Here is a 25,149-nt window from a genome sequence, read left to right as displayed (position 1 = left end):
TCTTACCAGCGGTAGTGAGCAAATGCTTTATTAGCCTCTGCCATCTTGTAAGTATCTTCCTTCTTCTTGAAAGATGCACCTTTTGAGTTTGCCGCATCTAAGAGCTCATTCGCTAGTTTATCTATCATAGTTCTTTCGCTTCTCTTTCTAGCGTAAGTTATAAGCCAGCGAATAGCAAGAGCTTGTTGGCGAGCTGGGCGAACCTCAACTGGTACTTGATAAGTAGCACCACCAACACGGCGTGATTTAACTTCTAAAATAGGTTTTACATTTTCAATAGCATCGTTAAAAACGTCAATGCCTTTAACCTCAGCATTTTTCTTTTCTATGGCTTTAATAGCACCATACATTATCTCAGTAGCGACGCTTTTTTTGCCATCATACATAAGAGAATTAATAAATTTAGTGATTATTTTATTTCCGTAAATCGGATCAGGTAAGACTTCCCTTACAGGGGCTTTTCTTCTTCTCATTTTGATCTTTCCTTCAAATTTTTATGAAATTTTACTCAAACGTTTGCAAATTTTAGCAACGTCTGCGAACCTAAATTTTTACTTTTTTGTTGCAGCTGCAGCGCCAGCTTTAGGGCGTTTCGCACCATATTTAGAACGAGAAACTGTTCTTTTTGCAACACCAGCAGTATCAAGTGCACCACGAACGATGTGATATTTAACACCTGGTAAGTCTTTAACCCTACCGCCGCGAACTAAAACGATACTGTGTTCTTGTAGGTTGTGACCTTCACCACCGATATAGCTGATGACTTCAAAACCGCTTGTTAGCCTGACTTTGGCAACTTTCCTCAAAGCTGAGTTTGGTTTTTTAGGAGTTGTAGTATAAACCCTAGTGCAAACTCCTCTTCTTTGAGGGCACTCTTTTAACGCTGGAGATTTTGACTTAACAGTCACTTTCTTGCGTTCTTTTCTGACCAATTGATTTATGGTTGGCACAATAATTCCTTTCAACTAAATTTATTAAAAAGACCTAATTTTATTTAAAATAAACTTAAATAACGGTTAATAAGTTAGACTTACTCATCTAATTCTTGATTTTATAAATTCTTGATTTTATAAAACTCTGCTGTCTTTATTTTGTATTAGTCTTGTTTGATAGCATATTTGCCACTACCTATCAAAAGAATACAAAGTGAAATAGCAATATAAAGATAGATAAGTTCCGATTTAAAGCCATTAACCTCATTTAATGCAAATAAATTTGCAAATCCATAGTACGAGTATAAAATAGTAATACTAGTACCTAAAACTAGGATAGCGCCTACTCTTGAATAAAAACCAATAATTAACATGATGGGTGCTAAGAGCTCTCCAAGGTAAGAAAAATATGCCAAAAATCCAGGTAATCCAGCATTTACTAATATACCTTTTACTCCACTAAGTCCATGTAAAATTTTACCAAAACCATGCATAAAAAGGCAGATACCAAGTCCTAAACGTATAAATAAAAGTCCAAGATCAACGTTTTTCATAAATTCTCCATGATGTGATTTAAAGATAAGGATTTTATTAGGTGATAGTTAATAGCTTATAAATTTTTAATTGATTTAATTTTATAAAGTAGTTAAGCCCCAAAAATAGGGGCTTGAAGTATTAGTTTTCTTTGATTTTTACTTTTTTATCTTTATAAAAACCAGTTCCAACTGGGATCATACGTCCGAGGATAACGTTCTCTTTTAGATCTTCAAGATAGTCAAATTTAGCAGCAATCGATGCTTCTGTTAAAACCTTAGTTGTCTCTTGGAACGATGCAGCAGAGATCACACTATCACTTCCGATAGCCGCTCTTGTAACACCAAGAAGAATCGGCTCAGCAATAGCTGGCTCACCACCCATGTTCATGATGCGCTCATTCTCTTCTTTAAATTTATTTCTTGAGACCATATCGCCAACTATGAAATTTGTATTTCCACTATCAACGATTTTAACCTGGCGAAGCATTTGAGAGACGATGATCTCGATATGTTTATCTGCGATCGCAACACCTTGGCGACGATAAACTTGTTGAATCTCGCTAATCAAATAATAATGAAGCGCTTTTTCGCCAAGAATTCTTAAAATATCGTGGCTTGAGATTAGCCCATCAGTTAGTTTCTCGCCAGCGTGGACAAATTCCCCATCTCTTACTTGAATCTGACGACTTTTCTCGATCAAATACTCAGCAGTTGTGCCATCTTCAGCTTGGATGATTATGCGCTCTTTTGAGCGAAGTGGCTTATCAAATCTAACCACACCATCAATCTCTGCAACGATAGCTGTATTTTTAGGACGTCTTGCTTCAAATAGCTCACTAACTCTTGGAAGACCACCGGTAATATCTTTTGACTTAGCAACAGCTTTTGGAGTCTTAGCCAAAATATCAGCTTGAGCTACTTCATCGCCACTTGAGACAAAGATCGCAGTTTTTGGATCAAGCGGATACTTAATTAAATTTCCTTTTTTAGTAGCGATAATAATCGCAGGTTTTACACCGCTTGGCAAATACTCATTGATAACAAGACGTCTTTGTCCAGTCGCTTCATCTGCTTGCTCAGTCGCACTATATCCTGGCTCAATATCCTCAAAACTAACCACACCGGCTTCTTCAGCAATAGTTGGAGTTGAGTATGGATCCCACTCAGCAATAATCAACTTGTCATCTTTTTCAGGCAATGAGACTACTGTCGCTCTCTCAACTGCATCATTATCAGAAACTTGAATGATAGAATTTCTTGGGATATAATGGCGAACCGCCTCACGTCCATCTTTATCAGAAACAACTACAAAGAAACCTTTTTCAGTTACTTTGTGACCTTTTTTGATATCTTTAACCCTATCAAGATAATCACCTTTTAATATGAAAAATTTAACCACACCATTTGCGTCGGCTAAAATTTTACGAGTTACAGGATCTCCGTCTGAAATTTTAAGTTCACTAGCGTATGGGATACGATTTGGGATATTCCAACCCTCTTTTATGATCTCAACGATACTTTCATTCTCTTTTACCTTATCGCCACTTACATAAGGTATATACATCTTTCCTTCGATCTTTCCGCTAACACCAGCTAATTCATTTGGTTTAGCAAGATCATTTCTTCTAATTGTATATTTAACCTCTTCTTTTTTACCTTTTATCACGATATTTACATCTTCGTGGGCATATTCGATCTCTATTTTACCGTCAATCGTTGATTTAATCTTTGGCTCAACAAGCAGCACAGCTGCACTTCTTCTATTTGCAACGATCTTCTTATCACCGTTATCATAAGTATTAAGGTTGTAATATCTAATAAAACCTTCTTTTTGAGCGATTACCTGACGATCTTGTTGCTCAGTAGAAGCCGTACCACCTATGTGGAATGTTCTTAGTGTTAGCTGTGTACCTGGCTCACCGATAGATTGAGCTGAAATGATACCAACTGCTTCGCCTGGTTTTACAAGTTTGCCTTCACCCAAATTTAAGCCGTAGCATTTTGCGCAAACGCCTTTTGGTGCCTTGCACGTGATAGGCGTTCTAATGCTCACTGATTTTATGCCAGCCTCGGTTATAGCTCTAGCTTTTTCTTCATCAAGTAATGTGCCTTCGCTAAATAAAATTTCATTAGTTATAGGATCGATCACATCATCTGCTAAAACACGGCCCAATACTCTTTCTTCAAGGCTCTCTATTAGTTCACCACTCTCTGTAATATCTGTGATCTCAACACCCTCGTGCGTACCGCAGTCATGCATTGTGACCTTAACGTTTTGAGCTACGTCGATTAGCTTTCTTGTTAAATAACCGGCGTTAGCTGTTTTTAGCGCGGTATCCGCAAGACCTTTTCTAGCTCCGTGGGTTGAGTTAAAGTACTCCATTATGTTTAGACCCTCACGGAAGTTTGAAATGATCGGTGTTTCAATGATCGAGCCGTCAGGTTTTGCCATAAGACCACGCATACCAGCTAGCTGGCGAATCTGCGCTGCACTACCTCTCGCACCCGAGTCTGCCATCATGTAAATTGAGTTAAATCCACCTTTATCATTTTGGATAAGCTTCATCATCTCGCTTGCAACGCTGTTGTTTGTATCTGTCCAGATATCAATGATCTTGTTGTATCTCTCACTATCTGTTAAAAGACCAGCGCCGTATTGCTTTTGAATTTCGCGAACTTTTTTCTTAGCTTCGTCAATATATTTTTGCTTGCTATCTGGCACGATGATATCTGCGATAGAAATAGAAATTCCTGCTTTTGTCGCATATCTAAAGCCTAAATTTTTAAGCTTATCAAGGAAGTCAGCCGTTACTTCAAGACCGCCATTTCTATAAACATAATCAACCAAATTTGCAATATCTTTTTTCTTCATGATCTTATTCCACATATTTTCAGGAACAAAATCAGGAAGTATGGCTCTTAAAATCAAGCGACCAGCCGTCGTAAAGATGATCTTATTATCAACCATAGTCTTGATTTTAGCGTGAAGACCAAGAGTATTAGCCTCTTCAGCAATCATTACTTCATCAACACTTGAGAAAATTTTATTTGCACCTTTTTCGTCGTTTCTCTCTAAGCTTAAATAATAAATTCCCAAAACCATATCTTGTGAAGGAACTGTAATAGCCTTACCGCTTGCAGGAAGCAAGATGTTCATTGAGCTAAGCATTAAAATTTTGCACTCAGCGATAGCCTCTTGTGATAGTGGCACATGAACAGCCATTTGGTCACCGTCAAAATCTGCGTTGAACGCCGCACAAACTAGTGGGTGAAGCTGAATCGCCTTGCCTTCAACAAGCACTGGGTGAAACGCTTGGATAGAAAGCTTGTGAAGTGTTGGAGCACGGTTTAGCATAACTGGATAGTCTTTAACGACCTCTTCTAGGCACTCCCAAACCTCATTTGTCTTATCTTCTATCATCTTTTTAGCTTGCTTAACAGTTGTTGCATAGCCTTTTTCTTCAAGGCGAGCAAGCAAATGTGGTTTAAATAGTTCTAGAGCCATTTTCTTTGGAAGACCACACTGATCCATCTTTAGCTTTGGACCAACGACGATAACAGAACGTCCAGAGAAGTCAACACGCTTACCTAGCAAATTCTGACGGAAGCGACCTTGCTTACCTTTGATGATCTCGCTTAGTGATTTTAGCGGGCGCTTGTTTGCACCTTTTACTGCATTTGCTCTGCGGCCATTGTCAAATAGCGCATCAACAGCCTCTTGAAGCATTCTCTTTTCGTTTCTGATAATAATCTCAGGCGCATCAAGCTCAAGTAGACGTTTTAGACGGCTATTTCTGTTTATTACACGGCGATATAGGTCGTTTACGTCTGAAACAGCAAATTTACCACCATCAAGGCTGACTAGCGGTCTAAGATCAGGTGGAAGAACTGGTAAATTTGTTATCATCATCCACTCTGGGCGGTTACCTGAATTTAAAAAGCTCTCGATAACTTTTAGGCGTTTTACGATAGTCTTTTTCTTAGCCTCAGAATTTGTAGACTCCATCTCTTCTTTTAGCTGATTTAAAATTTCCATCAAATCAAGCTCAGCTAGCATATCATAGATGACCTCGCCACCCATTCTAGCCGTAAAACCAGTCTCTTCATATCTTGAAGCTAGGCTTTGATATTGTTCTTCATTTAAAACGTCGTATTTTTCAACTTTTTTAGAATTTTCATTGTCGTAATAAGCCTCGCCAGCATTATCAACAATGTATGCCTCATAGTAAAGTACGCGCTCAAGGTCTTTCATCTTAATACCAAGAAGCGCACCAATACGGCTTGGTAAGAAATTTACATACCAGATGTGAGCCACTGGAGTTACAAGCTCGATGTGACCCATACGAGAGCGGCGAACCTTAGATGTCGTTACTTCAACACCGCATTTTTCGCACTTGATGCCTTTATAACGCATCTTTTTATATTTGCCACAAAGGCACTCGTAGTCACGGATCGGTCCAAAAATTTTGGCACAAAATAAGCCGTCACGCTCAGGTTTTAGCGTGCGGTAGTTGATGGTTTCTGGCTTTTTAACCTCGCCATAACTCCAAGATTTTATCTTCTCAGGACTTGCTAAACGAAGTTGAAAAGCTTCAAAATCACGAGGTCTATGCTCTTCTTTTATCTCAACTGGTTTTAAATTAGTTAGTTTCATTTGTCTCATCCTCATCATATACTTCTACATCAAGAGCTAGTGATTTTAGCTCGTTTGTTAGAACAAAGAACGTCTCAGGGATACCAGTCTCAGGAACGTTTTCACCTCTTGTTAAAGCTTTGTAAGCAGAAAGTCTTCCCTCAACATCGTCTGATTTTACAGTTAACATCTCTCTTAGTGTATGAGCAGCACCGTAAGCCTCAAGTGCCCAAACCTCCATCTCACCAAACCTTTGACCACCAAATAGCGCCTTACCTCCGACTGGTTGTTGTGTAACAAGGCTATATGGTCCAGTACTTCTTGCGTGAACTTTCTCATCAACCAAGTGGTGAAGTTTTAGCATATACATACAACCAACATTAACACGTTCTCTTATCTTTGAGCCTGTGCGTCCGTCATATAGTTCAGTTTTGCCGTCGCTATCTATCTTTGCCATCTCAAATAGTTTTGCAAATTCGTCAGCTTTAACGCCTTCAAAAATCGGAGTTGCAAATCTTACGCCATTACTCCAATCTTTTGCATATTCAAGAAGCTTCTCATCGCTCATCTTACCAAGAGCTTTTTTAGCGTCCATTAGCTTAGCAACACCTGCTATCTCTATCATCTTAGCTCTTAGCTCTTTTATCCACTCGCCTTTTTTAGTTTCAAAAATTTCATTGATCTGCTCACCTAAGCGATAGCCAACAAGACCAAGGTGGCTCTCTAAAATTTGACCGATGTTCATACGGCTTGGAACACCAAGTGGGTTTAGCACGATGTCTACAATCTGACCGCTTGGAAGATACGGCATATCGACTTCTCTAACTATATTTGAAACGATACCTTTATTACCGTGACGTCCAGCCATTTTATCGCCAACTTTTAGTTTGCGTTTTGTAGCTATATAAACTTTTACAAGTTTTACAACGCCACTTGGTAAAATGTCATCTTTTTCTAAAATTTCTATCTTAGCATCGTGCTCTTCTTTGAGCTTTTTCTTCTCATTTTGGAAGTAATTTTTTAGCTCATCATATTTCTTTTGGATATCTTTTGAAAAGCTTTTAACGATAGCATTTAGAGTAAATCTATTTATATTTTCAAGATCAGCCTTATTGATCTTTGAGCCTTTCTTATACTCTTTTTTATTTACCTCTTGATCACTTGCTAGTGGATTTTTAGAAAGAAGTGCTGTAACTTTTAACATCTCTTCGCGGTCTAGCATAAGTAGTCTATCATGATGTTCTTTTTCTAAAAGAGTCTTCTCCTCTTCGTAAGCTTTATTTGTTCTGCTATCTTTTTCATAACCTTTTTTGGTGAAAATTTTAACATCAACAACCACGCCTTCCATCGAAGCTGAAGCGTAAAGCGATTTATTTACCACGTGGCCAGCCTTTTCACCAAAGATCGCACGTAGCAATCTTTCTTCTGGAGTTGGCTTAACCTCGCCTTTTGGAGATACTTTACCAACAAGGATCATGCCAGGCTTGATCTCTGTACCAATTTTGACAATACCACTCTCATCAAGGTGCATAAGCTCCTCTTCTTTGACGTTTGGTATATCTTTTGTTATCTCCTCAACCCCGTCTTTTAACTCACGAGCCTCGATCTCTTTTTCATAGATATGGACACTTGTAAAAGCATCTTCACGTATCATTTTTTCGCTAATGACGATCGCGTCCTCGTAGTTGTAGCCATTCCAAGGCATAAATGCAATTAGTGCATTTTTACCGATAGCTAGCTCGCCTTTTTCCATGCTTGGGCCGTCAGCGATTATTTGACCAGCAACGATCTCATCACCTTTTTTAACTGTCGGATGTTGAGAAAAAGTCGTATTTTGGTTTGTTCTTAAATTTTTCTCCAAAGAGTAGTGATCGATATATGGACCAGCTTCGTCTTCGCCTAAAATAAATATATTTTTATTATCAACCTTTTCAACCACACCACTACGTCTTGCTTTTACACTTTCCCATGCATCTCTTGCGATAACGCTCTCCATACCTGTTCCAACAATAGGAGCAGTTGAGCGAAGTAGTGGGACTGCCTGACGTTGCATGTTTGAGCCCATGAGAGCACGGTTAGCATCATCATGCTCTAGGAATGGAATAAGTGAAGCTGCAACACCAGCTATCATACCAGAACAAAGGTCGATCAAAGTAACATCTTCTCTACGGGCAAGCATCATCTCACCATCTTTTCTAACCTCAATCAAGTCCTCAACGATGTGTCCATTTTCATCAAGTTTGGTTGATGCCGGAGCTATAACATTGCCCTCTTCTTGAGTTGCGGTCAAGTAAACTATATCATCAGTCACTTTGCCATCTATAACTTTTTTGTAAGGCGCTTCAACAAAGCCAAGATCATTCACTTTTGCATAGGTTGAAAGCGTATTGATAAGACCAATATTTTGACCTTCTGGAGTCTCAACTGGACAAATTCTACCGTAATGAGTTGGGTGAACGTCACGCACCTCAAATCCAGCACGCTCTTTTACTAAGCCACCCTCACCAAGTGCAGATAGACGGCGCTTGTGAGTAACTTCACTAAGTGGGTTTGTCTGATCCATAAACTGGCTTAGCTGACCGCCTGTAAAAAATTCCATAATCGTAGCAGTAATCATTTTTGGATTAATGAGGTCGTATGGCATAATCTCTTCAGTATTATTGCTTAAGCTTGTAAATTTATCGCGGATAGCCTTTTGCATCTTTACAAAACCGAGGTGAAGTTCGCTAGCAAGTAGCTCACCGATTGACCTTATACGGCGGTTACCAAGATGGTCGCGGTCATCAATGTGACCTTGTCCATTTTTAACTTTTATAAGATATTTTGCAGTTTTTATGATATCTTCACTTGTTAGTAAAGTAACGTATTCTGGCACATCAAGAGAGAGCTTATGATTCATTTTCATACGACCAACTTTTGTTAAATCGTACCTCTCAGGATTAAATAACATATCATTTACAAAACTCTTTGCAGCCTCTTTTACAACCGGCTCTCCTGGTCTCATAACCTTATAAATTCTAATAGCCGCAAGATCATTTTCATCATCCACACCCTCAGTTTGTTTTAAAACCTTAAGCATATCGTTATCAGCTATGAAAGAATTTATAATTGCATCATCAACACCAGCAGCAGAGTTATTTATAATCTCAATACTTTCATGCTCAGCTAAAATTTTTGCAAGTTTATTCTCGTCAAGAGCAGATAGTGTATCATATAAAATTTCTCCACTCTCTGTATTTATTACAGGATTTGCCAAATATCTACCAATAAGTGCTTCAACTGGGTATTCAACAAATTTTACGCCATCTTCAATTAACTTATCAGCTTTTTTCTTAGTTAGACGTTTGCCTGCTTGGTGAAGAATTTCTCCATCTTCGTTTTTTATATCATATTCAACTCTTCCCAAATAATCTTCAGGATTAAAAAGAGTTAAGAATTTGTTATTTTTAATAATTAAATTTTGTATTGGATAAAACAACTTAATAATGTCTTGTTTTTTATATCCAAGCGCCCTAAATAATATAGTTACTGGCACTTTTCTACGTTTATTTATCCTAACATATAAAATATCTTTTGTGTCATATTCGAAATGTAGCCAAGAGCCACGATCAGGTATTATTTGAGCTGTATAAATTAATTTATTTGCAACAGTCGCACTCTCTTCTTGTTTAAAAATAACACCTGGACTTCTATGGAGTTGATTAACAACAACGCGCTCAACACCATTTATAATAAATGAAATTCTATCAGTCATTAGTGGAATTTCGCGTATAAAAATTTCTTGTTCTTTTATATCTTTAACACCAACTTTATCACCTGTCTTATCATCTTTCTCATGAACGATAAGACGTATTTTCATCTTTAAATTTACAGAGTATGTAAGACCTCTTTCTATACACTCTCTAATTGTATATTTTGGTCTTCCAATTTCTGAGCCAACATATTCTAAAGTCAAACGATTTTGCGGATCATGTATTGGAAAGATTGATTTGAAAACTTTTTCTATACCGCTTTCTGTTTGATTGTTATTTAGATTTAAAAAATTATCAAAGCTCTTTTTTTGTAGTTGTAGTAGGTTCGGAACGTCTATCTCCTTAACGACATTAGAGAAGTCAACCCTAAGACGATTTCCTGAGTATAAGCTATTTAACATTGCATCTACCTCGTGGTAATTTTGAAAGAAAAGTATAGCCTTTTAACAAGGCATCTAAAATTTAAAAAAGAGAGAGCCTATGCCCTCTCTTGAAATATTAAGCTCAAATAATAAAAAATTATTTAAGTTCAACCTTGGCACCAGCTTCCTCAAGCTCTTTTTTAGCTGCCTCAGCCTCATCTTTGCTAACGCCTTCTTTAAGAACAGATGGTGTTCCCTCAACTGCGTCTTTAGCTTCTTTAAGACCAAGACCAGTAAGCGCTCTAACAACTTTAATAACGTTGATTTTCTTATCACCAGAATCAACCAGGACAATGTTAAATTCTGTTTTTTCCTCTGCTGCAGCTGCTGCACCGCCTGCTGCAACAGCACCACCAGCTACCATTACAGGAGCTGCGCTAACACCAAATTTCTCTTCGAACTCTTTTACAAGTTCACTAAGTTCAAGTACAGAAAGATTAGATATAAACTCTAATACATCTTCTTTAGTAATTGCCATTTTTAATCCTTATTATTTTTTTAATTTAAATTAAGCTGATTGTTCTTTTTTCTCTTTAAGTGCATTCAAACCAATTGTAAAATTTTGAATTGGCGCATTCCAAACTTGTAAAAGCATCGCAATAAGCTCATCACGGCTAGGCATTTTAGATAGAGCTTTAACTTTATCAACGCTAGCAACTTCGCCATCAATATAAGCTGTTTTTATTTTAAAAAGATCAGCATTAGACTCTTCAAATTTTGCGGCTACTTTAGTTACTGCTAATTGATCTTCACTCCAAAGATAGATATTTGTATCTTTGAGTTCCATTCCGACTTTATCAGAATTTTTAAGAGCAATATTTGCAAGAGTATTTTTAATAACCTGAACTTTTACATTTTGTTCTTTAGCAGAATTTCTTAAAACTTCAAGTTTCTTTACTGAAAGGCCACGATAGTCACAAACTATAATAGCTTCAGCAGTTTTAAATTCACTCTCTAATTTTGCAACAACTTCAGTTTTTTCGTTACGTGTCACTTTTTCTCCTTTCCGACCGGTGATTTCAAGCAGAGCGGGTCGAATCAATTAAGCCCAATGGCCTCGGCTATCTCCAATCTAAGATATAAATTTTAATTTTTAGTTTTATTTTAAGTCCATAACTTCTTGAGTATCAAGAGCTATAGATGGGCTCATTGTCAAAGACAACGAAGCATTTCTAACATATCTGCCCTTTGCTGTTGCAGGCTTATGTTTATTGATCGCTTTAATAAATGTTGAAATATTTTCATTTAATTGTTCTTTAGTAAAATTAACTTTACCAAGACCTGCATGTATATTTCCTTGCTTATCAACACGGAAATTTACTTGGCCGCTTTTTGCATTGTTAACAGCTTGTGCAACATCCATTGTAACTGTGCCAGTTTTTGGGTTTGGCATTAATCCTTTTGGTCCTAAAATTCTACCGACCTTACCTACAAGACCCATTAAATTTGGAGTAGCTATAAGAACATCAAAATTCATTATACCTTTTTGAATATCTTCGACCAAATCATCTGCACCAACAATATCAGCACCAGCTGCTTTTGCCTCATCAGCTTTAGTATCTTTTGCAATAACTGCAACTCTTACGGTTTTACCTGTACCAGCTGGTAAAACTACTGAACCACGAACCATTTGATCAGCATGTCTTGGATCAACATTTAATTTTAATGCAATCTCAACTGTTTCATTAAATTTAGCAGAAGCTAGAGTTTTAACTGTATCAATAGCCTCACTAAGGTTATAAATTTTATCTTGCTCTACTTTTTTGAGCAATTCTTGAAATCTCTTACTAGTTTTTCCCATAAATTTCTCCGCATATATATTGCTTCCGTCTTTTGCTAATCAACCTGACGGTAAAGGTTTTAGTCTATTACTTCGACACCCATTGATCGAGCTGAACCAGCAATAATTTTAGCTGCTTGCTCTTTATCATTTGTATTTAAATCAACAAGTTTTTTCTCAACTATTTCTAAAACTTGAGCTTTTGTTAGTTTGCCTACTTTATTTTTTAAAGGATTATCAGTTCCTTTTGTTATACCTGCAGCCTTTTTAATAAGATCTGTAGCAGGAGGCTGTTTTGTGATAAATGTAAAACTTTTATCAGCATAAACAGTTATAACAACTGGAATATTAAACCCAACCATATCTTTTGTTCTCTCATTAAAGGCTTTACAAAATTCCATAATATTAACACCTTTTTGTCCAAGAGCTGGACCAACCGGCGGACTAGGGTTTGCTTTTGTTGCAGCAATTTGTAATTTTATTTCACCTATAACTTTTTTAGCCATTTCTTGCTCCTTAAATTATCTTCTCAACTTGTGAATACAAAATATCAACAGGGGTGCTTCTACCAAAAATAGAAACATTAAGCCTAAGTTTTCCATGTATCATGTCATATTCTTCAACAATACCTGTAAAGTTAGCAAAAGGACCTTCTGTTATACGAACACTCTCACCATCCTCAAAGAATATCTTAGGTTTTGGCGCAGCTCTTTTTTGAACTTTTTCCAAAATAGTATTAATATCTTTTTCAGATAATGGTGTAGGTTTTTTAGCTTCACCAATAAAACGTCCAACTTTTGGTAAAGATTGAATCCTGTGCCAAAGAGCTGTATCAAGGTCTAAGCATGCAAAAGCATAACCTGGATAAAGAGTTCTTTCGTTGATTTTTTGCTTGCCATTTTTTATTTCAATTACGTCTTCTGTAGGAACTATAACTTCTTTTAGCTGATCTTCTATTCCATGATCTTTTACTAAATTTTCAATTCCTCTTTTTACTGCCATTTCGCTTCCAGCGTAAGTCTGTATAGCATACCATTTATGTGACATTACTTTTCCTTATATCATATAACTTTAGATAGAACAAAGGACATAATAACATCGACAAGAGCTAAAAAAAGTGATACAACAGCAACTACGATAAAAACTGCAAAAAAAGCATTTCTAATTTGTTCTTTTGTAGGATAGATAACCTTCATTATTTCCAATTTAGAAAGCTTAATATAATTTATAATTTTCTCCATAATCTTAACCTTAGTCGTGGCAGGGCAAGAGGGATTCGAACCCCCAACCATTGGATTTGGAATCCAGCGCTCTACCGTTGGAGCTATTGCCCTAATAGCTTCTTAATTAACTTTTTAATTTAACTTCTTTATGTATAGTATGTTTTTTTAATCTTGGGCAATACTTTTTAAGCTCAACTTTATCTGTAGTAGTTTTACTATTTTTAGTTGTTGTATAATTTATATCACCACTTTCAGAGCATTTTAAACCAATTTTAATTCTCATATAAGTCCTTTTCAAAATATCAAAGGGAATATTCTCCCTTTGACAATTTTTTATAAATTAACCAAGTATTTTTGAAACAACACCTGAACCAACAGTTCTACCACCTTCACGGATAGCAAAACGAGTACCTTCCTCAAGTGCTACTGGAGCAATCAACTCGACTGAAATTCTTACATTATCACCTGGCATAACCATCTCTGTTCCTTCTGGAAGCGTAATTGAACCAGTAACATCAGTTGTTCTTACATAGAATTGTGGTCTATAGTTATTAAAGAAAGGAGTATGACGACCACCTTCTTCTTTTGTCAAGATATAGACTTCGCCTTCAAATTTTGTATGAGGGGTAATTGATTTAGGCTTGCAAAGAACCATACCACGCTCAACATCCTCTTTCTTAGTACCACGGAGAAGAACGCCAACATTATCACCAGCTTCGCCTTGATCCATCTCTTTTCTAAACATTTCAACACCAGTAACTGTTGTTGTTTGAGTTGGCTTAATACCAACAATTTCAATTGTATCACCAACCTTAATAACACCTTTTTCGATTCTACCAGTTACAACTGTACCACGACCTGAAATCGAAAAAACATCTTCAATCGGCATAAGAAGGTCTTTATCTGTCGCACGAACTGGAGTTGGAATATAGCTATCAACTGCATCCATTAATTCCATAATTTTTGCCGACCATTCACCATCTTGACCAGCTTTTGCCTCTTCAAGAGCTTTAAGCGCTGAACCAGAAACAATAGGTGTATCATCGCCTGGGAAATTATACTCATTAAGTAACTCGCGGATTTCCATTTCGACCAATTCAAGTAACTCAGCATCATCAACCATATCAGCTTTGTTCATGAAAACAACAATATATGGAACACCAACTTGGCGTGATAATAAAATATGCTCTCTAGTTTGTGGCATTGGGCCATCAGCTGCAGAAACAACCAAAATAGCTCCATCCATTTGTGCGGCACCTGTAATCATATTTTTTACATAGTCGGCGTGACCAGGGCAGTCAACGTGGGCATAGTGGCGTTTCTCTGTCTCGTACTCAATATGTGAAGTAGCAATTGTAATACCACGCTCTTTTTCTTCTGGAGCATTATCAATATTATCATAATCTTTTAGCTCAGCAAGTCCTTTGCGTGAAAGAACAGCAGATATTGCAGCTGTTAATGTAGTTTTACCATGATCTACGTGACCAATAGTACCTATGTTTACGTGCGGCTTGTTACGTGAAAATTTTTCTTTAGCCATCTTTTCCTCCGTATGTGATATATGTCTTTTTTTCTTACCAAATTTGTATAATCATAATAAAATCATATTAACCAGTGGAGCTCATAGCGGGACTTGAACCCGCGACCTCTTCCTTACCAAGGAAGTGCTCTACCTCTGAGCCATATGAGCGAAAAACGCTTGGCAGAGATGATTCCAATTAAATAATACAAACAACTAAAAATTTTGAAAATAAAGTAAGGAATAACTGTGTTTAGCAAAATCTAGATACAGCTCCCAGTTTATTTTCCCAAATTTTGGAGCGGGAAACGGGGCTCGAACCCGCGACCCTCAGCTTGGAAGGCTGATGCTCTAGCCAACTGAGCTACTCCCGCATAACAATGGTGGTGAGACGTGGATTCGAACCACGGAAGACATAGTCAGCAGATTTACAGTCTGCCCTCGTTGGCCGCTTGAGTATCTCACCTTAAACATTAATAAACTATTTTGGTATTTTCTGGTCAAACACTGTTACAAAAATGGAGCTGGTGAACGGACTTGAACCGCCGACCCACTGCTTACAAGGCAGTAGCTCTACCAACTGAGCTACACCAGCACCTGTTTTGTGAAGTGGCAATTATATATCAAAACAAGGTAAAAGTCAAGGGAAATTTAAAAAATTTTCATAAAAATTAAAATCATAAAATACAGCCATTTAAGAATACAAATTTTTATTAGATTTAAATCCATAATACATCATTAAATATTTATGAAATATGTATAATTTTTATGGTTTTATTTTTTTTAAAAGCTAAAATTTCTATAATTACAAAAAATATATAAGGACTTAATATGCAATTTTTACCTTGGGCGATAATTTTATTACTAATTTACGTAATTTATTTTCTAATGATACGTTATGAGAAAAGAATATCAACTCTTAGCAAATTAATTGAACAAAATAGTGATGGTATTAAAGAAAATAGGGATTTGATTGGACAAAATAGATCACTTATTGAAAAAAATAAACACGATATCGAAAAAAATACAAAAGATATCATAACAAATGTTGAAAAAGTAGATATTGATTTAGAAGACTAAAGTTTCTGATTTCTTATCTCGGCTATAAATAAATTTGCTAGAATTTTTTATTTAAGGTTTTATCAAATTATTTTTTATTTGAAAATTTTATATTTATTGTATTCTTCAGCTAGTAAAAGCTATGTATGTATTTCTTATGGGCACATGTATAAAAATTTATAGTTTTTGAAGAAAAATCTTAATTTTTTAAAAAAATAAATCAAGATTTTATGCATCAAGCTGCTTCATTAAAAGCACAAGCCCTATTCTATCCTTTACATTTAGCTTACTATAAATCGAGCTTGTATGTGCTTTGACTGTTCTTAGTGTAATACCTGTTTTTTCTGAAATTTCATTATTTGTTAGCCCCTGATAGATTAAATCTGCAACTTCTCTTTCCCTTGAACTAAGCTCAGAGAGATCGGTCTTTTTGTCTACCTTTTCACTTTCGCTATTAATATATGAGCCGGTTAGCTCACTAATCATTGCCTGAACAAATTCTTGGTAAAGCCATATATTTCCATTAAAAATAGTTTCAAAAGCATCTTCAAAGTGAGTCTTTCTCATGTGAGAATTTGCGTAGCCCTTGATTCCAAGCGTAAGTAGGTGCTTGCCTTCGTTTATCGTTGGCCTATTTGAGAGTATGAGTATTTTTATATTTGGTAATTTTTCAATTATATTTTTTATAACATCATCAATATTATCTTTAAAAACATCAATATCAATGCCTATAATATCAATATCATCATTTATATGAGAAAAAAACTCTTTTCTATTATGTATAAATTTCACATCGCTATTGCCAGTAAAATAGCTTCTCCAAATATTGTTTAATGCACTATTTTGTGTAAATAAAATAACTTGCATTACCTTTCCTTGGATTATTTATATGATTCTTTCATAAATTTTTTTACTATTTATAAAGAATTCTATATGACGACTTTCGCCATTTTTGTATATCTTGTAATCTATTGATGAGAAAAATTTAGTAACCACTGAGGATTTTTCTTCTAAAAAAATAGTCATTTCAAAAAAATCTTGTGATATAGCATATTTATAAGGAGTATTTAAATTTAAAATTCCGGGATCAAAGTCAAATTTATCCAAACTCTGGTCATAGCCTTTTATTAAAATTTTAATGCTTCTTACTATATCATCGTAAATTTTTAGATTTTCAAATAGTTTTTTATGTCTACTAGCAACATCTACTAATCGTAAAAAATCTATTTCACAATCACTAAATTTAAATCGTTCAATTTCATCATTAACTATATCGCAACAATGATCATCTTTTACGAGATAGAAATTTTGTAAATTTTGAAATTTTTCAATATCGTATTCACCAAATTTCTTATCATAAAAAGCGATCTTGCCCATTACCTCTCCGTTAAGGCATTTTGTTTTGCCTTTAAAATAGGCTTTAATAAATAATCAAGTATTGTCTTTTTGCCGGTAATGATATCAGCTGAGACTATCATACCAACTTTTATCCTAAGTGGCTTTTCTTCGCTACCAAGATAATTTTTCTCAGTTTCTATCCTGACCAAATAATAGCTCTCGCCAGTTTTTTCATTAGTCTCTGTATCAGCACTAATCTGCGTTACTTTGCCTTTTAAACCACCGTAAATACTAAAATCATAGGCCGTAAATTTAACCATCGTATCAAGCCCAGGCCTCAAAAATGCAACATCAGCTGGCTTTACTTTTACTTCAGCAACCAATTTATCCTCAAGAGGAACGATCTCGGCAATATTTTCACCAGGCTTGATAACTCCTGATACTGTATGAACCATCATTTTGCTGACAATACCATTTACTGGAGATCTTACATATGTTCTTTCTACTCTATCGCTTAGACTGATTTGTGATTCATTTATCCTTGCGATCTCTGCTGAAACTTCATTTAGCTCTTTTTTTGCATTGTTTTTAAAAGCAAGTTTTGCTTCTTCGATCTTATTTTTCGCTTCTTTTATAGTTGATTCAACTCTTGGTACGGCAAGAACGGCAGCATCGAGCTCGCCTCTTAGATCATTTACACGTCTTTGAAGTTGGATGTATTCAACCTCACTAACAAGACCTTTTTTAAAGATTGGCTCCATAATGGCCTTTTCTTTTAGAACAAGATTATAGCTATTTTGAGTTTGAGAAATTTTATTTTTTAGTTCGACTAATTCACTCTGGCGTTGATGAATTTGCTCTGTTAAAATTCCTATCTGTTCATTTAAGTGATCAATATTTGAATTATGCAGACTTAGTTCATATCTTATGGCTTTGCTATTGTTCGCATCTCTAGCTTCATCGTAGTCAAAATCCTTATCATTTGCCTCAGCATCAAGCCTCATAAATTTTGCTTGAAGTTCATCAAGTCTTAGTTTTGATTCACCATAACTACTCGTAAAATTTTTATTATCTAGCCTTATTAGAATTTGATCTTTCTTGACTTCATCACCCTCTTTTACAAAAATTTGATCAACTATACCACCTTCGAGATTTTGTATCGCTTGGTTTTTTCCAGATGGGATGATTTTGCCACTACCTCTTGTGATCTCATCTATTTGTGCCCAAGAGGCCCAAACAAGAAGCCAAAACATAGTTATGGCAACCGTATAGAGTATCTTTTTAGATGTTGATGGGGCTTTAGCCAAAACAGCCTCAGAAAGACTTGACATAAATTTCAAATCATAAGCATCATAATTTTTTGTTTGAAGATTAGACTTTATATCATCTACGCTATTTAAAATTTTATTACTAGCTTCCTCTTGTTCTTTTATGTTATTTTCAGAAATTAATCTTTTTTCGTTTTTTGGATTTTCATTTTGTTTATTCTTGATATCTTCTTGCATGATCACTTCCCACTAAGTCTTGCTAAAACTTCATCTCTTGGTCCGTCCAATAAAATTTTGCCATTGTCCATAACTATAAGTCTATCAACAAGATCTAGCATCGACGTCCTATGCGTGACAAGCAGCATCGTTTTATTTGCTGTATTTGTCTTTAAATTTATTTTTAACTTATTTTCAACCGTATTATCAAGAGAATTCGTTGGCTCATCAAGCAAAATAATAGGACTATCTAGCAAAAATGCCCTAGCCACAGCTATGCTTTGACGCTGTCCACCACTTATGCCATCGCCTCTTTCAAAGACTGGCATATCAAATCCAAGTGGGTGAGCATTTACATATTCATCAACTCCGCTTACTTTAGCTGCTTTTATAATCTGAATATCATCAACATATGGTGCTTTTTGAACAATATTTTCTCTAACCGTTCCTTTAAAAAGCACAACATCTTGCGGAACATAACCGATATTTCGCCTAAGATCGGCTGGATCGATTTGATTAATATCAATACCATCGATTAGCACTGAGCCTTCAGTTGGTGAGTAAAGTCCCAAAATAAGCTTTTGTAAAGTAGTTTTTCCAGAGCCATTTTTGCCTATAATGCCAACTTTTTCACCTGGCTGAATAACAAAATTTATCCTATCAAGCGAACCTTTTGTGGTATCTGGATATGTAAAGCTTACATTTTTAAATTCGATCTTTCCATCAAAGGAATTTCTTCTAACAAATTTTTTACCTTCTGGCCTTTCAACAGGCATTTGCATAATCTTACTAAGACTTTGATAGGCTGTTTTTGTCTGCTCAAAATTTGCAGCAAGTGAAGCTACTTGTCCCATAGGAGCGATAGCGCGAGAGCTAAGCATAACCGCAGCGATAAGACCACCCATTGTAAGATGTGTATCTTGTATCATATAGACACCAAGAACGATGATAGCAATAGTATTTAATTGCACTAAAAAAGATGTAACAGTCGTTATCGAAGTTGTGATAATTTTTGATTTAATGCTTCTATTTGCTATCTCACCAGTTGCCTCTTCCCAGTTCCACTGTATATGTCCGCTAGCACCAAGAGTTTTGATAGTCTCAAGACTACTAAGGCTCTCTATTAAAATTCCATTTTTTATAGCTGAAGCCTCAAATGTACTCTTAATAGCATTTTGAAGTGGATCTTTTATAAAAAATGTATAACACAAAATAGCTATCATAATAACAATCGGCACTAGTACGATATAGCTTCCTATAAAATAAGTAACTATCAAGAAAATGATCGCAAATGGAAGATCGACAATGGCTGCCAATGAGGCTGATGAGAAGAAATTTCTAACCGTATCAAACTCTTTTAGATTACTAGCAAACGAACCAACAGATTTTGGTTTATTGCTAAATTTCATATCCATAACGCGCTCAAATAAAATAGAGCTCATTATGATATCGCTCTTTTTGCCAGCGATCTCAAGAAAATATGATCTTACAAATTTTAAAAAAAGATCTATGCCATAAACTACACTTACACCAAGTGCTAAGACCCAAAGTGTCTCAACCGCATTATTTGGCACGACACGATCATATACGTTCATCGTAAAAAGCGGACTAGCAAGAACAAATAAATTTATAATAAAACTTGCAAGAACAACATCAAAATAAATCTTTTTAGAACGTTTTAGAGTTCCCCAAAACCAGTGGTCGTTGCCCGCATCAATTAGCTTTGTTGAGCTAGTATCCTCTGGAACAAACTCGCGCTTTAGATAGTATGCATAGCCTAAATATTCTTCTTTTAATTTACTTATTTCTATCGTGCTAGTACCAGTTGAAAGTTCTGGTGTTATGATATTTGCTGTCTTTTTATCTTTACTAAAAGATTGCAAGATGCAAGCTTTTTTGCCTCTAAGCATTAAAATGCAAGGTAAAACTAAAGGAGAGATTTGTTCAAGATCTTTTCTTACAAGGGTAGAAGCAAAGCCGGCACGAGAAGCAGCACGAGAAAATAAAGACCTTGAGCTTTTAAGTGAAAAAAGCTCAATTTCATCGCCATCTTTTACTGGCAAGCCAATAGTTAAAGCATCGGCACTGTATGGATTATTATGAAGCTTGGTAAAAATAACCAAACATTGAAGTAGTTCATCTTTTATCTTATCACTATGCATCTATCATCCAATGTTCTTAATTTCATCTATATAAATTCCTTGCATATTTTTAATGCCAAGATCGATTAACTTTTTCTTCTGCTCTTCGCCTTCAACGCCGATTGCGATCAAAATAATGTCTTTTGAGCTTAAAACAACATCAAGTGATTGTTTTGTATTTACTCCTGACTTATCACTTAAGAAGTCAATCAAGACATTTGACTGAATTTTTACATAATCAGGGTTAAATTCTTTTAGCTTCTCAATACCTTTTGCATTAAGCTCGAAGTGGTCAAAACCAAATCCAAAGCCAAGCTCTTTTAATTTTTTAGTAAGCTTAACTATACTTTCTATGCTAATATCGTCTTTATTTGGAATTTCTATATAGTTTTTATATTTAGAAATTTGGCTTATCTTTTTAAGTGTAGCTTCAAGTTTTGAAAAATTTTCATCTGAGTTTAATATCTCTTTGCCCAAATTTATTGCCAAGTTGCCACTTGGTAAGATATTCTCTGGTAAAATTCTAGCCACCCTATTTAAGATATGAAGATCAAGCATCGCACCTAAATTTAGCTCATTGACCATCGGCATGAAATATGAGGCCATACGCCATACGCCATCTTTATCAACAAGCCTCAAATAAAGCTCATACTGCTCAAAATTTGAATTAAGATCAATCACTTTTTGAGCTGCAAATTTAAATTCATCCTCTTTTATTGAGTCAAAAATAAGCTCTTTGTACTTCTCTTTACCAATCACTAAAGTATTTTGATTTTCATTAAATACCTTATATGTAAAGCTACCAGCAAGTCTTGAGCTAACCAATGTAACGTCAGCTGAAGTAAGAAGTGTCTTGATATCAGTATTTGGTGAATACTCAACTATCGCAGCATTTACTGGATACTCGCTATCATTTAGCGCAAAATTTGCATAAAGCTTTTTAAACTCGTTCATAATTTCATCACATAGAGCCAAGAAATTTGATGAATTTCTACCATACGAAAGTACAATGAAATCATTATCATTAAGCCTTGCAACAATCGCATTTTTATCATTATGAATTGATTTTTCTTGTAAAATTTGAGCTATTTTCATTACAACGCTTTGCCATTTTTCAAAGCCAAGCGTACTTTTTAAATTTATTAAATCTTTAAAACTAACAAGTAAAGCAACACCACTTGAATATTCTTCACTTGCTAGATACTCACTAAATTTAGTTTGAAAAAATCTTCTGTTATTAGCACCACTCATTGTATCTTTATATAAAAGCTCTTGATATTTACTGAGTGTGGCTACCTCTCTCTCAAAAATGTCTTTTACCTTGCTAACCATAGAGTTCATAGCTAGAACCATTTTTTTAAGATCAGCCGTAAATGGAATTCTTTTTTGAATGATAAATTTATTATCAAGTATGGCCTCAGCCTGATCTTGAACCTTCATAAGCGGTCTAAAAATAGCTTTTAGAGCGAAATATGCCACCACAAGAGTGACAATTATCATTAGAAGAAGAAAATTAAAAATATTTTTTGAGTTAGTATAAAGCTCATTGTAGGCAAGTGCGGTGCTGCCTTGAACATAAAGCGTGCCAAATTTTGCCCAACCAGTCATAATCTCGCTATCTGCTATTGGTGCTTCGAACTTGGCTATTTTGTAAAACCATTCAGGAATATCTTTAACAACAGTTTGTTGAGAATTTTCAATAAGAACCTTGCCATCAACATCTTCAAGCTTGATAAGCTTGTATCTGCCACTGTCAAACATAGAATTTATCATTGTTTGAGCCAAGGACATGTCATCTGGATCGATAATAGGCTTTAAAGCAAGTCCAAGCGAATTTGCTGTATGTCTTGCGTTTTCACCAAGCTGGTCATTAATATATCCATTTAGGCTCTTAAAATTTAAGTAGCCAACAGCCATAAAAATCATGATACCAAAAGTTATCACGGCGATCATAATTTGTTTAAATAGCGTCATAAATCCTCTTTTCCTATCCTATCTATTAGTTCCATCCACTTAGGATTTTGTTTTTTATTTCCACCTGGTATTGCTTGACCAAGACCTTCTTGTTTTGCCAAGTATAGCGAATCACCATTAAAACTATAAACCGGAACAAGGTCTGTTCTTTGAGTTGCGATTTTTATTTTACCATTTATGTTATCTAAAATTAATGGAATAGATTTTGGTGTATCGTAGTATGCTAAAACCATATGAGCTTGATTGTATCTTAAGGCTTTAACATATGTGAAGTATAATTTTTGAGTTGGAATTCCTAGCTGCTTTAGTGTAAAATATTTTGCGATAACGTAGTCTTCGCAGTCACCAGCACCTTTTCCTATAAATTCCATTCTAGTAGCCCAATAATCCTTTTTGTGCCAAAGCTGCATATCATCAACCCATCTAAAAGAGTTAAAAAAGTCATTTACTTTTATTAATTTCTCTTGTTCAGTTGCATCTTGCAATGAAGCCATTAAAGAATTTAGAGCAGAAGCCCTTCTTCTTGCATCTTCTCCGTAAATTTTAGCTACCTTTGCTATAGTTGTTGATTTTATAAAATCTCCAATAGCACTTACTAATAATAAAAAAAGGACGCTTACAATAAGCGTCCAAAAATTTGTCTTGACCCTCATGGTCATTACTTTTTACATTTTTATCTTAAATCGTTTTGAATACTGCAAGCACCTTGAATGTATCTCTTTGCAAAACCTGGTTCAAAGCTATCTGAGATCATTCCCATATTATCTAATAGTCTGTATTTTGCATAAGATAGTGCTGTCTCAGTTGTAGCGATCTCTTTTAATGCAGAGTTATATTCATTTTCAGCATCAAGCAAGTTTATAAGATCGCGACGACCGATTCTAAATTCATCCTGATAAGCATCAAGTGTAGCTTTAGCATATTCAACGTGTTGATTTAGGTATCCCATTTTTTCTTGGTTAAGAACATAATTTTGCCATGAAAATTCCAAAGATTCTTTAAGCTCTCTTACAAGATTGTCCAAAGTTTGTTGCTCTTGTTGAACAGCAAGTTGGCTTTTTTCTTTATCTAGTTTATCATTGCCCTTATTGTAAAGGTTGTAGTTTAGTCTTAAAAGTGCGTCAAATGTTTGTTCTTCATAATTATCATATAAAACATTTGAATGATCATACGCACCAGATACAACAAGATCTAGCTTTGGTAAGAATGGCGCATTTTTCTCTTTTACAACTGATTCTGCCATAGCAATATTTGATTTTTGAACCAAAAGTGACGGATTGCAAAGAATAGCTTTGTTGTAAACAGCTTCTTTCGTGCTAGGCAAAGGAAGGCTAAACTCAGGCATTACTAAATTTTTAGCTGCAACTTTTTTTCCATATAATTTCTCAAATGTAGAAAGTGCATCTTCATAGTTATTTTTAGCAGCTGTATAGTTTGATTGAGCTAAAGTATAGCGTGATCCAGCTTGTCTCTCTTCAGAAGCTACGCCATAACCTGACCTTGCTCTATCTTTAATTTGGCTATAAATTTCCTCATGACTCTTTACGTTTTCTTCTTCAATGTCTAAAATTCTCTTAGTTTGAAGAACTTGTAAGTAAGCATTTGCAGCATTTAATGTAAGTCTATCTGCAGCTTGTGCTACTGAATAAGCAGCTGAATCAAGTCTTGCGCTTTGAGAATTTATTCTATTTTTATCAGCACCACCATTGTATAAATTTTCAACCAAGGTTAGAGATGTGCCAGAAATTCTTCCATCTCCTCTTCTTGTAGAAACTCCATCATCAAGGCGTTTTTTCTCATATCCCACTCTAGCAGCAGCGTCAAGTGTTGGATAATAGGCATTTTTTGCTATTTTTAGATCTTTACCAACTTGCAGATAGTTAAATTCTGTAGCTTTTAAACTTGGGTTTTCATTTAAAATAGTCTTTATAACTTGATCTAAAGTCAAAACTCCATCATCAACTTGTGCTACTGGTTTTACTTCAGTTGATATAGCTTGTTCTATATTAGATTTTTTTGTTATTTGAGTATCAGCTACAGGTGCTTTTGCTCTCATTAAAGCATCTTTATATCCTGACTCATTTTGAACTTTAGTCAATAATTCATTAGCTTCATTTTCAGAAAGTGGAACTGTGTCAACATACAAAAATTTTCGTCCACCAACCTCATAGATACCTGTAGTTAGTCTGCTATCAGAAATTTTGCTATTGACTTTATTAACAGCACTATCAATTCTAGCCTGATTATCATCTTGTGCAAATGAAGCCAGGAAAATCCTATAAGAGACATCTTGAGCAGGCAGCAGTGTTGCTGCAGCCAAAGCACTAATTGCTAACATCTTTTTCATAACTAAGAT

21 protein-coding genes and 5 tRNA genes are annotated in these 25,149 nt (G+C 35.3%); 1 reads left to right on the top strand and 25 read right to left on the bottom strand.

All coding sequences use genetic code 11. The features are described from left to right. Nucleotides 1-2 precede the first annotated feature (2 nt). From rpsG to CYP43_RS04075, 18 genes are all read right to left on the bottom strand, one after another. Nucleotides 3-473, bottom strand: coding sequence for a 30S ribosomal protein S7 (gene rpsG / locus CYP43_RS04160; protein WP_021090980.1), 471 nt, complete (start codon nt 471-473; stop codon nt 3-5). Between the two features lie 78 nt (nt 474-551). Then, entirely contained in the window at nt 552-950 is a 399-nt protein-coding gene (gene rpsL, locus CYP43_RS04155) for a 30S ribosomal protein S12 (protein ID WP_021090705.1), read from the bottom strand. Nucleotides 951-1,096: 146 nt separating this feature from the next. Further along, entirely contained in the window at nt 1,097-1,486 is a 390-nt protein-coding gene (locus tag CYP43_RS04150) for a DoxX family protein (protein WP_084040682.1), read from the bottom strand. A gap of 121 nt (nt 1,487-1,607) precedes the next feature. Next, nucleotides 1,608-6,122: a DNA-directed RNA polymerase subunit beta' gene (gene rpoC, locus CYP43_RS04145; protein ID WP_021091033.1), complete on the bottom strand. Its 4,515-nt coding sequence runs from the start codon at nt 6,120-6,122 to the stop codon at nt 1,608-1,610. Further along, the gene (gene rpoB / locus CYP43_RS04140; RefSeq protein WP_103582594.1) at nt 6,109-10,254 is read right to left on the bottom strand and encodes a DNA-directed RNA polymerase subunit beta; all 4,146 of its coding nucleotides are present in this window, start codon (nt 10,252-10,254) and stop codon (nt 6,109-6,111) included. Before rpoB ends, rpoC begins: the two co-directional genes overlap by 14 nt. Nucleotides 10,255-10,372: 118 nt before the next feature. Then, nucleotides 10,373-10,753, bottom strand: coding sequence for a 50S ribosomal protein L7/L12 (rplL, locus tag CYP43_RS04135; RefSeq protein WP_021090592.1), 381 nt, complete (start codon nt 10,751-10,753; stop codon nt 10,373-10,375). A gap of 30 nt (nt 10,754-10,783) precedes the next feature. Then, nucleotides 10,784-11,269 (bottom strand): 50S ribosomal protein L10, encoded by a 486-nt coding sequence (gene rplJ / locus CYP43_RS04130; RefSeq protein ID WP_072594865.1) that lies wholly within the window; start codon nt 11,267-11,269, stop codon nt 10,784-10,786. Nucleotides 11,270-11,374: 105 nt separating this feature from the next. Next, nucleotides 11,375-12,076 carry a 50S ribosomal protein L1 gene (gene rplA, locus CYP43_RS04125; RefSeq protein ID WP_084040688.1) on the bottom strand — a complete coding sequence of 234 codons (702 nt, stop codon included), beginning with the start codon at nt 12,074-12,076 and terminating at the stop codon, nt 11,375-11,377. Between the two features lie 59 nt (nt 12,077-12,135). Beyond that, entirely contained in the window at nt 12,136-12,561 is a 426-nt protein-coding gene (gene rplK / locus CYP43_RS04120) for a 50S ribosomal protein L11 (RefSeq protein ID WP_084040690.1), read from the bottom strand. A 10-nt stretch (nt 12,562-12,571) separates the two neighbouring features. Further along, complete coding sequence (gene nusG, locus CYP43_RS04115; RefSeq protein ID WP_054196403.1) at nt 12,572-13,102, bottom strand: transcription termination/antitermination protein NusG; 531 nt, start codon at nt 13,100-13,102, stop codon at nt 12,572-12,574. Between the two features lie 14 nt (nt 13,103-13,116). Next, on the bottom strand, nt 13,117-13,296 hold the full coding sequence (gene secE, locus CYP43_RS04110; RefSeq protein ID WP_072594862.1) for a preprotein translocase subunit SecE: 180 nt from the start codon (nt 13,294-13,296) through the stop codon (nt 13,117-13,119). 17 nt (nt 13,297-13,313) lie between these two features. After that, a tRNA-Trp gene (locus CYP43_RS04105) sits at nt 13,314-13,389 on the bottom strand. A 13-nt stretch (nt 13,390-13,402) separates the two neighbouring features. Beyond that, nucleotides 13,403-13,561 (bottom strand): 50S ribosomal protein L33, encoded by a 159-nt coding sequence (gene rpmG, locus CYP43_RS04100; protein ID WP_035167196.1) that lies wholly within the window; start codon nt 13,559-13,561, stop codon nt 13,403-13,405. 57 nt (nt 13,562-13,618) lie between these two features. Then, the gene (gene tuf / locus CYP43_RS04095; protein WP_021090663.1) at nt 13,619-14,818 is read right to left on the bottom strand and encodes an elongation factor Tu; all 1,200 of its coding nucleotides are present in this window, start codon (nt 14,816-14,818) and stop codon (nt 13,619-13,621) included. Nucleotides 14,819-14,893: 75 nt separating this feature from the next. Further along, a tRNA-Thr gene (locus CYP43_RS04090) sits at nt 14,894-14,968 on the bottom strand. 126 nt (nt 14,969-15,094) lie between these two features. Next, nucleotides 15,095-15,171 (bottom strand) — tRNA-Gly (locus tag CYP43_RS04085). A 7-nt stretch (nt 15,172-15,178) separates the two neighbouring features. After that, a tRNA-Tyr gene (locus CYP43_RS04080) sits at nt 15,179-15,263 on the bottom strand. 53 nt (nt 15,264-15,316) lie between these two features. Then, a tRNA-Thr gene (locus tag CYP43_RS04075) sits at nt 15,317-15,392 on the bottom strand. A 236-nt stretch (nt 15,393-15,628) separates the two neighbouring features. Here CYP43_RS04075 and CYP43_RS04070 point away from each other — a divergent pair. Further along, entirely contained in the window at nt 15,629-15,877 is a 249-nt protein-coding gene (locus CYP43_RS04070; RefSeq protein WP_021090800.1) for a hypothetical protein, read from the top strand. Between the two features lie 207 nt (nt 15,878-16,084). Here CYP43_RS04070 and CYP43_RS04065 read toward each other — a convergent pair whose 3' ends face one another. The 7 genes from CYP43_RS04065 to CYP43_RS04035 are packed head-to-tail and all read right to left on the bottom strand — an operon-like array spanning nt 16,085 to nt 25,140. Beyond that, on the bottom strand, nt 16,085-16,723 hold the full coding sequence (locus CYP43_RS04065; protein ID WP_103582593.1) for a response regulator transcription factor: 639 nt from the start codon (nt 16,721-16,723) through the stop codon (nt 16,085-16,087). Nucleotides 16,724-16,741: 18 nt separating this feature from the next. Then, nucleotides 16,742-17,233, bottom strand: coding sequence for a DUF5416 family protein (locus CYP43_RS04060; protein WP_103582592.1), 492 nt, complete (start codon nt 17,231-17,233; stop codon nt 16,742-16,744). Beyond that, nucleotides 17,233-18,699 carry an HlyD family type I secretion periplasmic adaptor subunit gene (locus CYP43_RS04055; protein ID WP_103582591.1) on the bottom strand — a complete coding sequence of 489 codons (1,467 nt, stop codon included), beginning with the start codon at nt 18,697-18,699 and terminating at the stop codon, nt 17,233-17,235. The genes CYP43_RS04060 and CYP43_RS04055 overlap by 1 nt, the downstream gene beginning before the upstream one ends. A 2-nt stretch (nt 18,700-18,701) precedes the next feature. After that, complete coding sequence (locus CYP43_RS04050; RefSeq protein WP_084040698.1) at nt 18,702-20,840, bottom strand: type I secretion system permease/ATPase; 2,139 nt, start codon at nt 20,838-20,840, stop codon at nt 18,702-18,704. Between the two features lie 3 nt (nt 20,841-20,843). Continuing rightward, the gene (locus tag CYP43_RS04045) at nt 20,844-22,793 is read right to left on the bottom strand and encodes a bifunctional diguanylate cyclase/phosphodiesterase (protein ID WP_103582590.1); all 1,950 of its coding nucleotides are present in this window, start codon (nt 22,791-22,793) and stop codon (nt 20,844-20,846) included. Continuing rightward, nucleotides 22,790-23,446 (bottom strand): transglutaminase-like cysteine peptidase, encoded by a 657-nt coding sequence (locus CYP43_RS04040; RefSeq protein WP_103582589.1) that lies wholly within the window; start codon nt 23,444-23,446, stop codon nt 22,790-22,792. Before CYP43_RS04040 ends, CYP43_RS04045 begins: the two co-directional genes overlap by 4 nt. A gap of 20 nt (nt 23,447-23,466) precedes the next feature. Then, nucleotides 23,467-25,140, bottom strand: a complete 1,674-nt coding sequence (locus tag CYP43_RS04035; RefSeq protein WP_103582588.1) for a TolC family outer membrane protein — start codon at nt 25,138-25,140, stop codon at nt 23,467-23,469. Nucleotides 25,141-25,149 lie beyond the last annotated feature (9 nt).

Source organism: Campylobacter concisus (assembly GCF_002913045.1).
GTDB lineage: Bacteria > Campylobacterota > Campylobacteria > Campylobacterales > Campylobacteraceae > Campylobacter_A > Campylobacter_A concisus_AP.
This window is presented reverse-complemented; position numbering and strand designations above follow the sequence as displayed.

Bases quoted from the DNA above. Each gene is read 5' to 3' on its own strand.
- CYP43_RS04060 (WP_103582592.1), bottom strand. From the start codon at position 17,233: ATGGGCAAGATCGCTTTTTATGATAAGAAATTTGGTGAATACGATATT.
- CYP43_RS04150 (WP_084040682.1), bottom strand. From the start codon at position 1,486: ATGAAAAACGTTGATCTTGGACTTTTATTTATACGTTTAGGACTTGGT.
- rpoC (WP_021091033.1), bottom strand. From the start codon at position 6,122: ATGAAACTAACTAATTTAAAACCAGTTGAGATAAAAGAAGAGCATAGA.
- secE (WP_072594862.1), bottom strand. From the start codon at position 13,296: ATGGAGAAAATTATAAATTATATTAAGCTTTCTAAATTGGAAATAATG.
- CYP43_RS04055 (WP_103582591.1), bottom strand. From the start codon at position 18,699: ATGCAAGAAGATATCAAGAATAAACAAAATGAAAATCCAAAAAACGAA.
- CYP43_RS04040 (WP_103582589.1), bottom strand. From the start codon at position 23,446: ATGAGGGTCAAGACAAATTTTTGGACGCTTATTGTAAGCGTCCTTTTT.
- rpoB (WP_103582594.1), bottom strand. From the start codon at position 10,254: ATGTTAAATAGCTTATACTCAGGAAATCGTCTTAGGGTTGACTTCTCT.
- rpmG (WP_035167196.1), bottom strand. From the start codon at position 13,561: ATGAGAATTAAAATTGGTTTAAAATGCTCTGAAAGTGGTGATATAAAT.
- CYP43_RS04045 (WP_103582590.1), bottom strand. From the start codon at position 22,793: ATGACGCTATTTAAACAAATTATGATCGCCGTGATAACTTTTGGTATC.
- nusG (WP_054196403.1), bottom strand. From the start codon at position 13,102: ATGTCACATAAATGGTATGCTATACAGACTTACGCTGGAAGCGAAATG.
- rplA (WP_084040688.1), bottom strand. From the start codon at position 12,076: ATGGGAAAAACTAGTAAGAGATTTCAAGAATTGCTCAAAAAAGTAGAG.
- CYP43_RS04065 (WP_103582593.1), bottom strand. From the start codon at position 16,723: ATGCAAGTTATTTTATTTACACAAAATAGTGCATTAAACAATATTTGG.
- CYP43_RS04070 (WP_021090800.1), top strand. From the start codon at position 15,629: ATGCAATTTTTACCTTGGGCGATAATTTTATTACTAATTTACGTAATT.
- rplL (WP_021090592.1), bottom strand. From the start codon at position 10,753: ATGGCAATTACTAAAGAAGATGTATTAGAGTTTATATCTAATCTTTCT.
- CYP43_RS04050 (WP_084040698.1), bottom strand. From the start codon at position 20,840: ATGCATAGTGATAAGATAAAAGATGAACTACTTCAATGTTTGGTTATT.
- rpsG (WP_021090980.1), bottom strand. From the start codon at position 473: ATGAGAAGAAGAAAAGCCCCTGTAAGGGAAGTCTTACCTGATCCGATT.
- CYP43_RS04035 (WP_103582588.1), bottom strand. From the start codon at position 25,140: ATGAAAAAGATGTTAGCAATTAGTGCTTTGGCTGCAGCAACACTGCTG.
- tuf (WP_021090663.1), bottom strand. From the start codon at position 14,818: ATGGCTAAAGAAAAATTTTCACGTAACAAGCCGCACGTAAACATAGGT.
- rplK (WP_084040690.1), bottom strand. From the start codon at position 12,561: ATGGCTAAAAAAGTTATAGGTGAAATAAAATTACAAATTGCTGCAACA.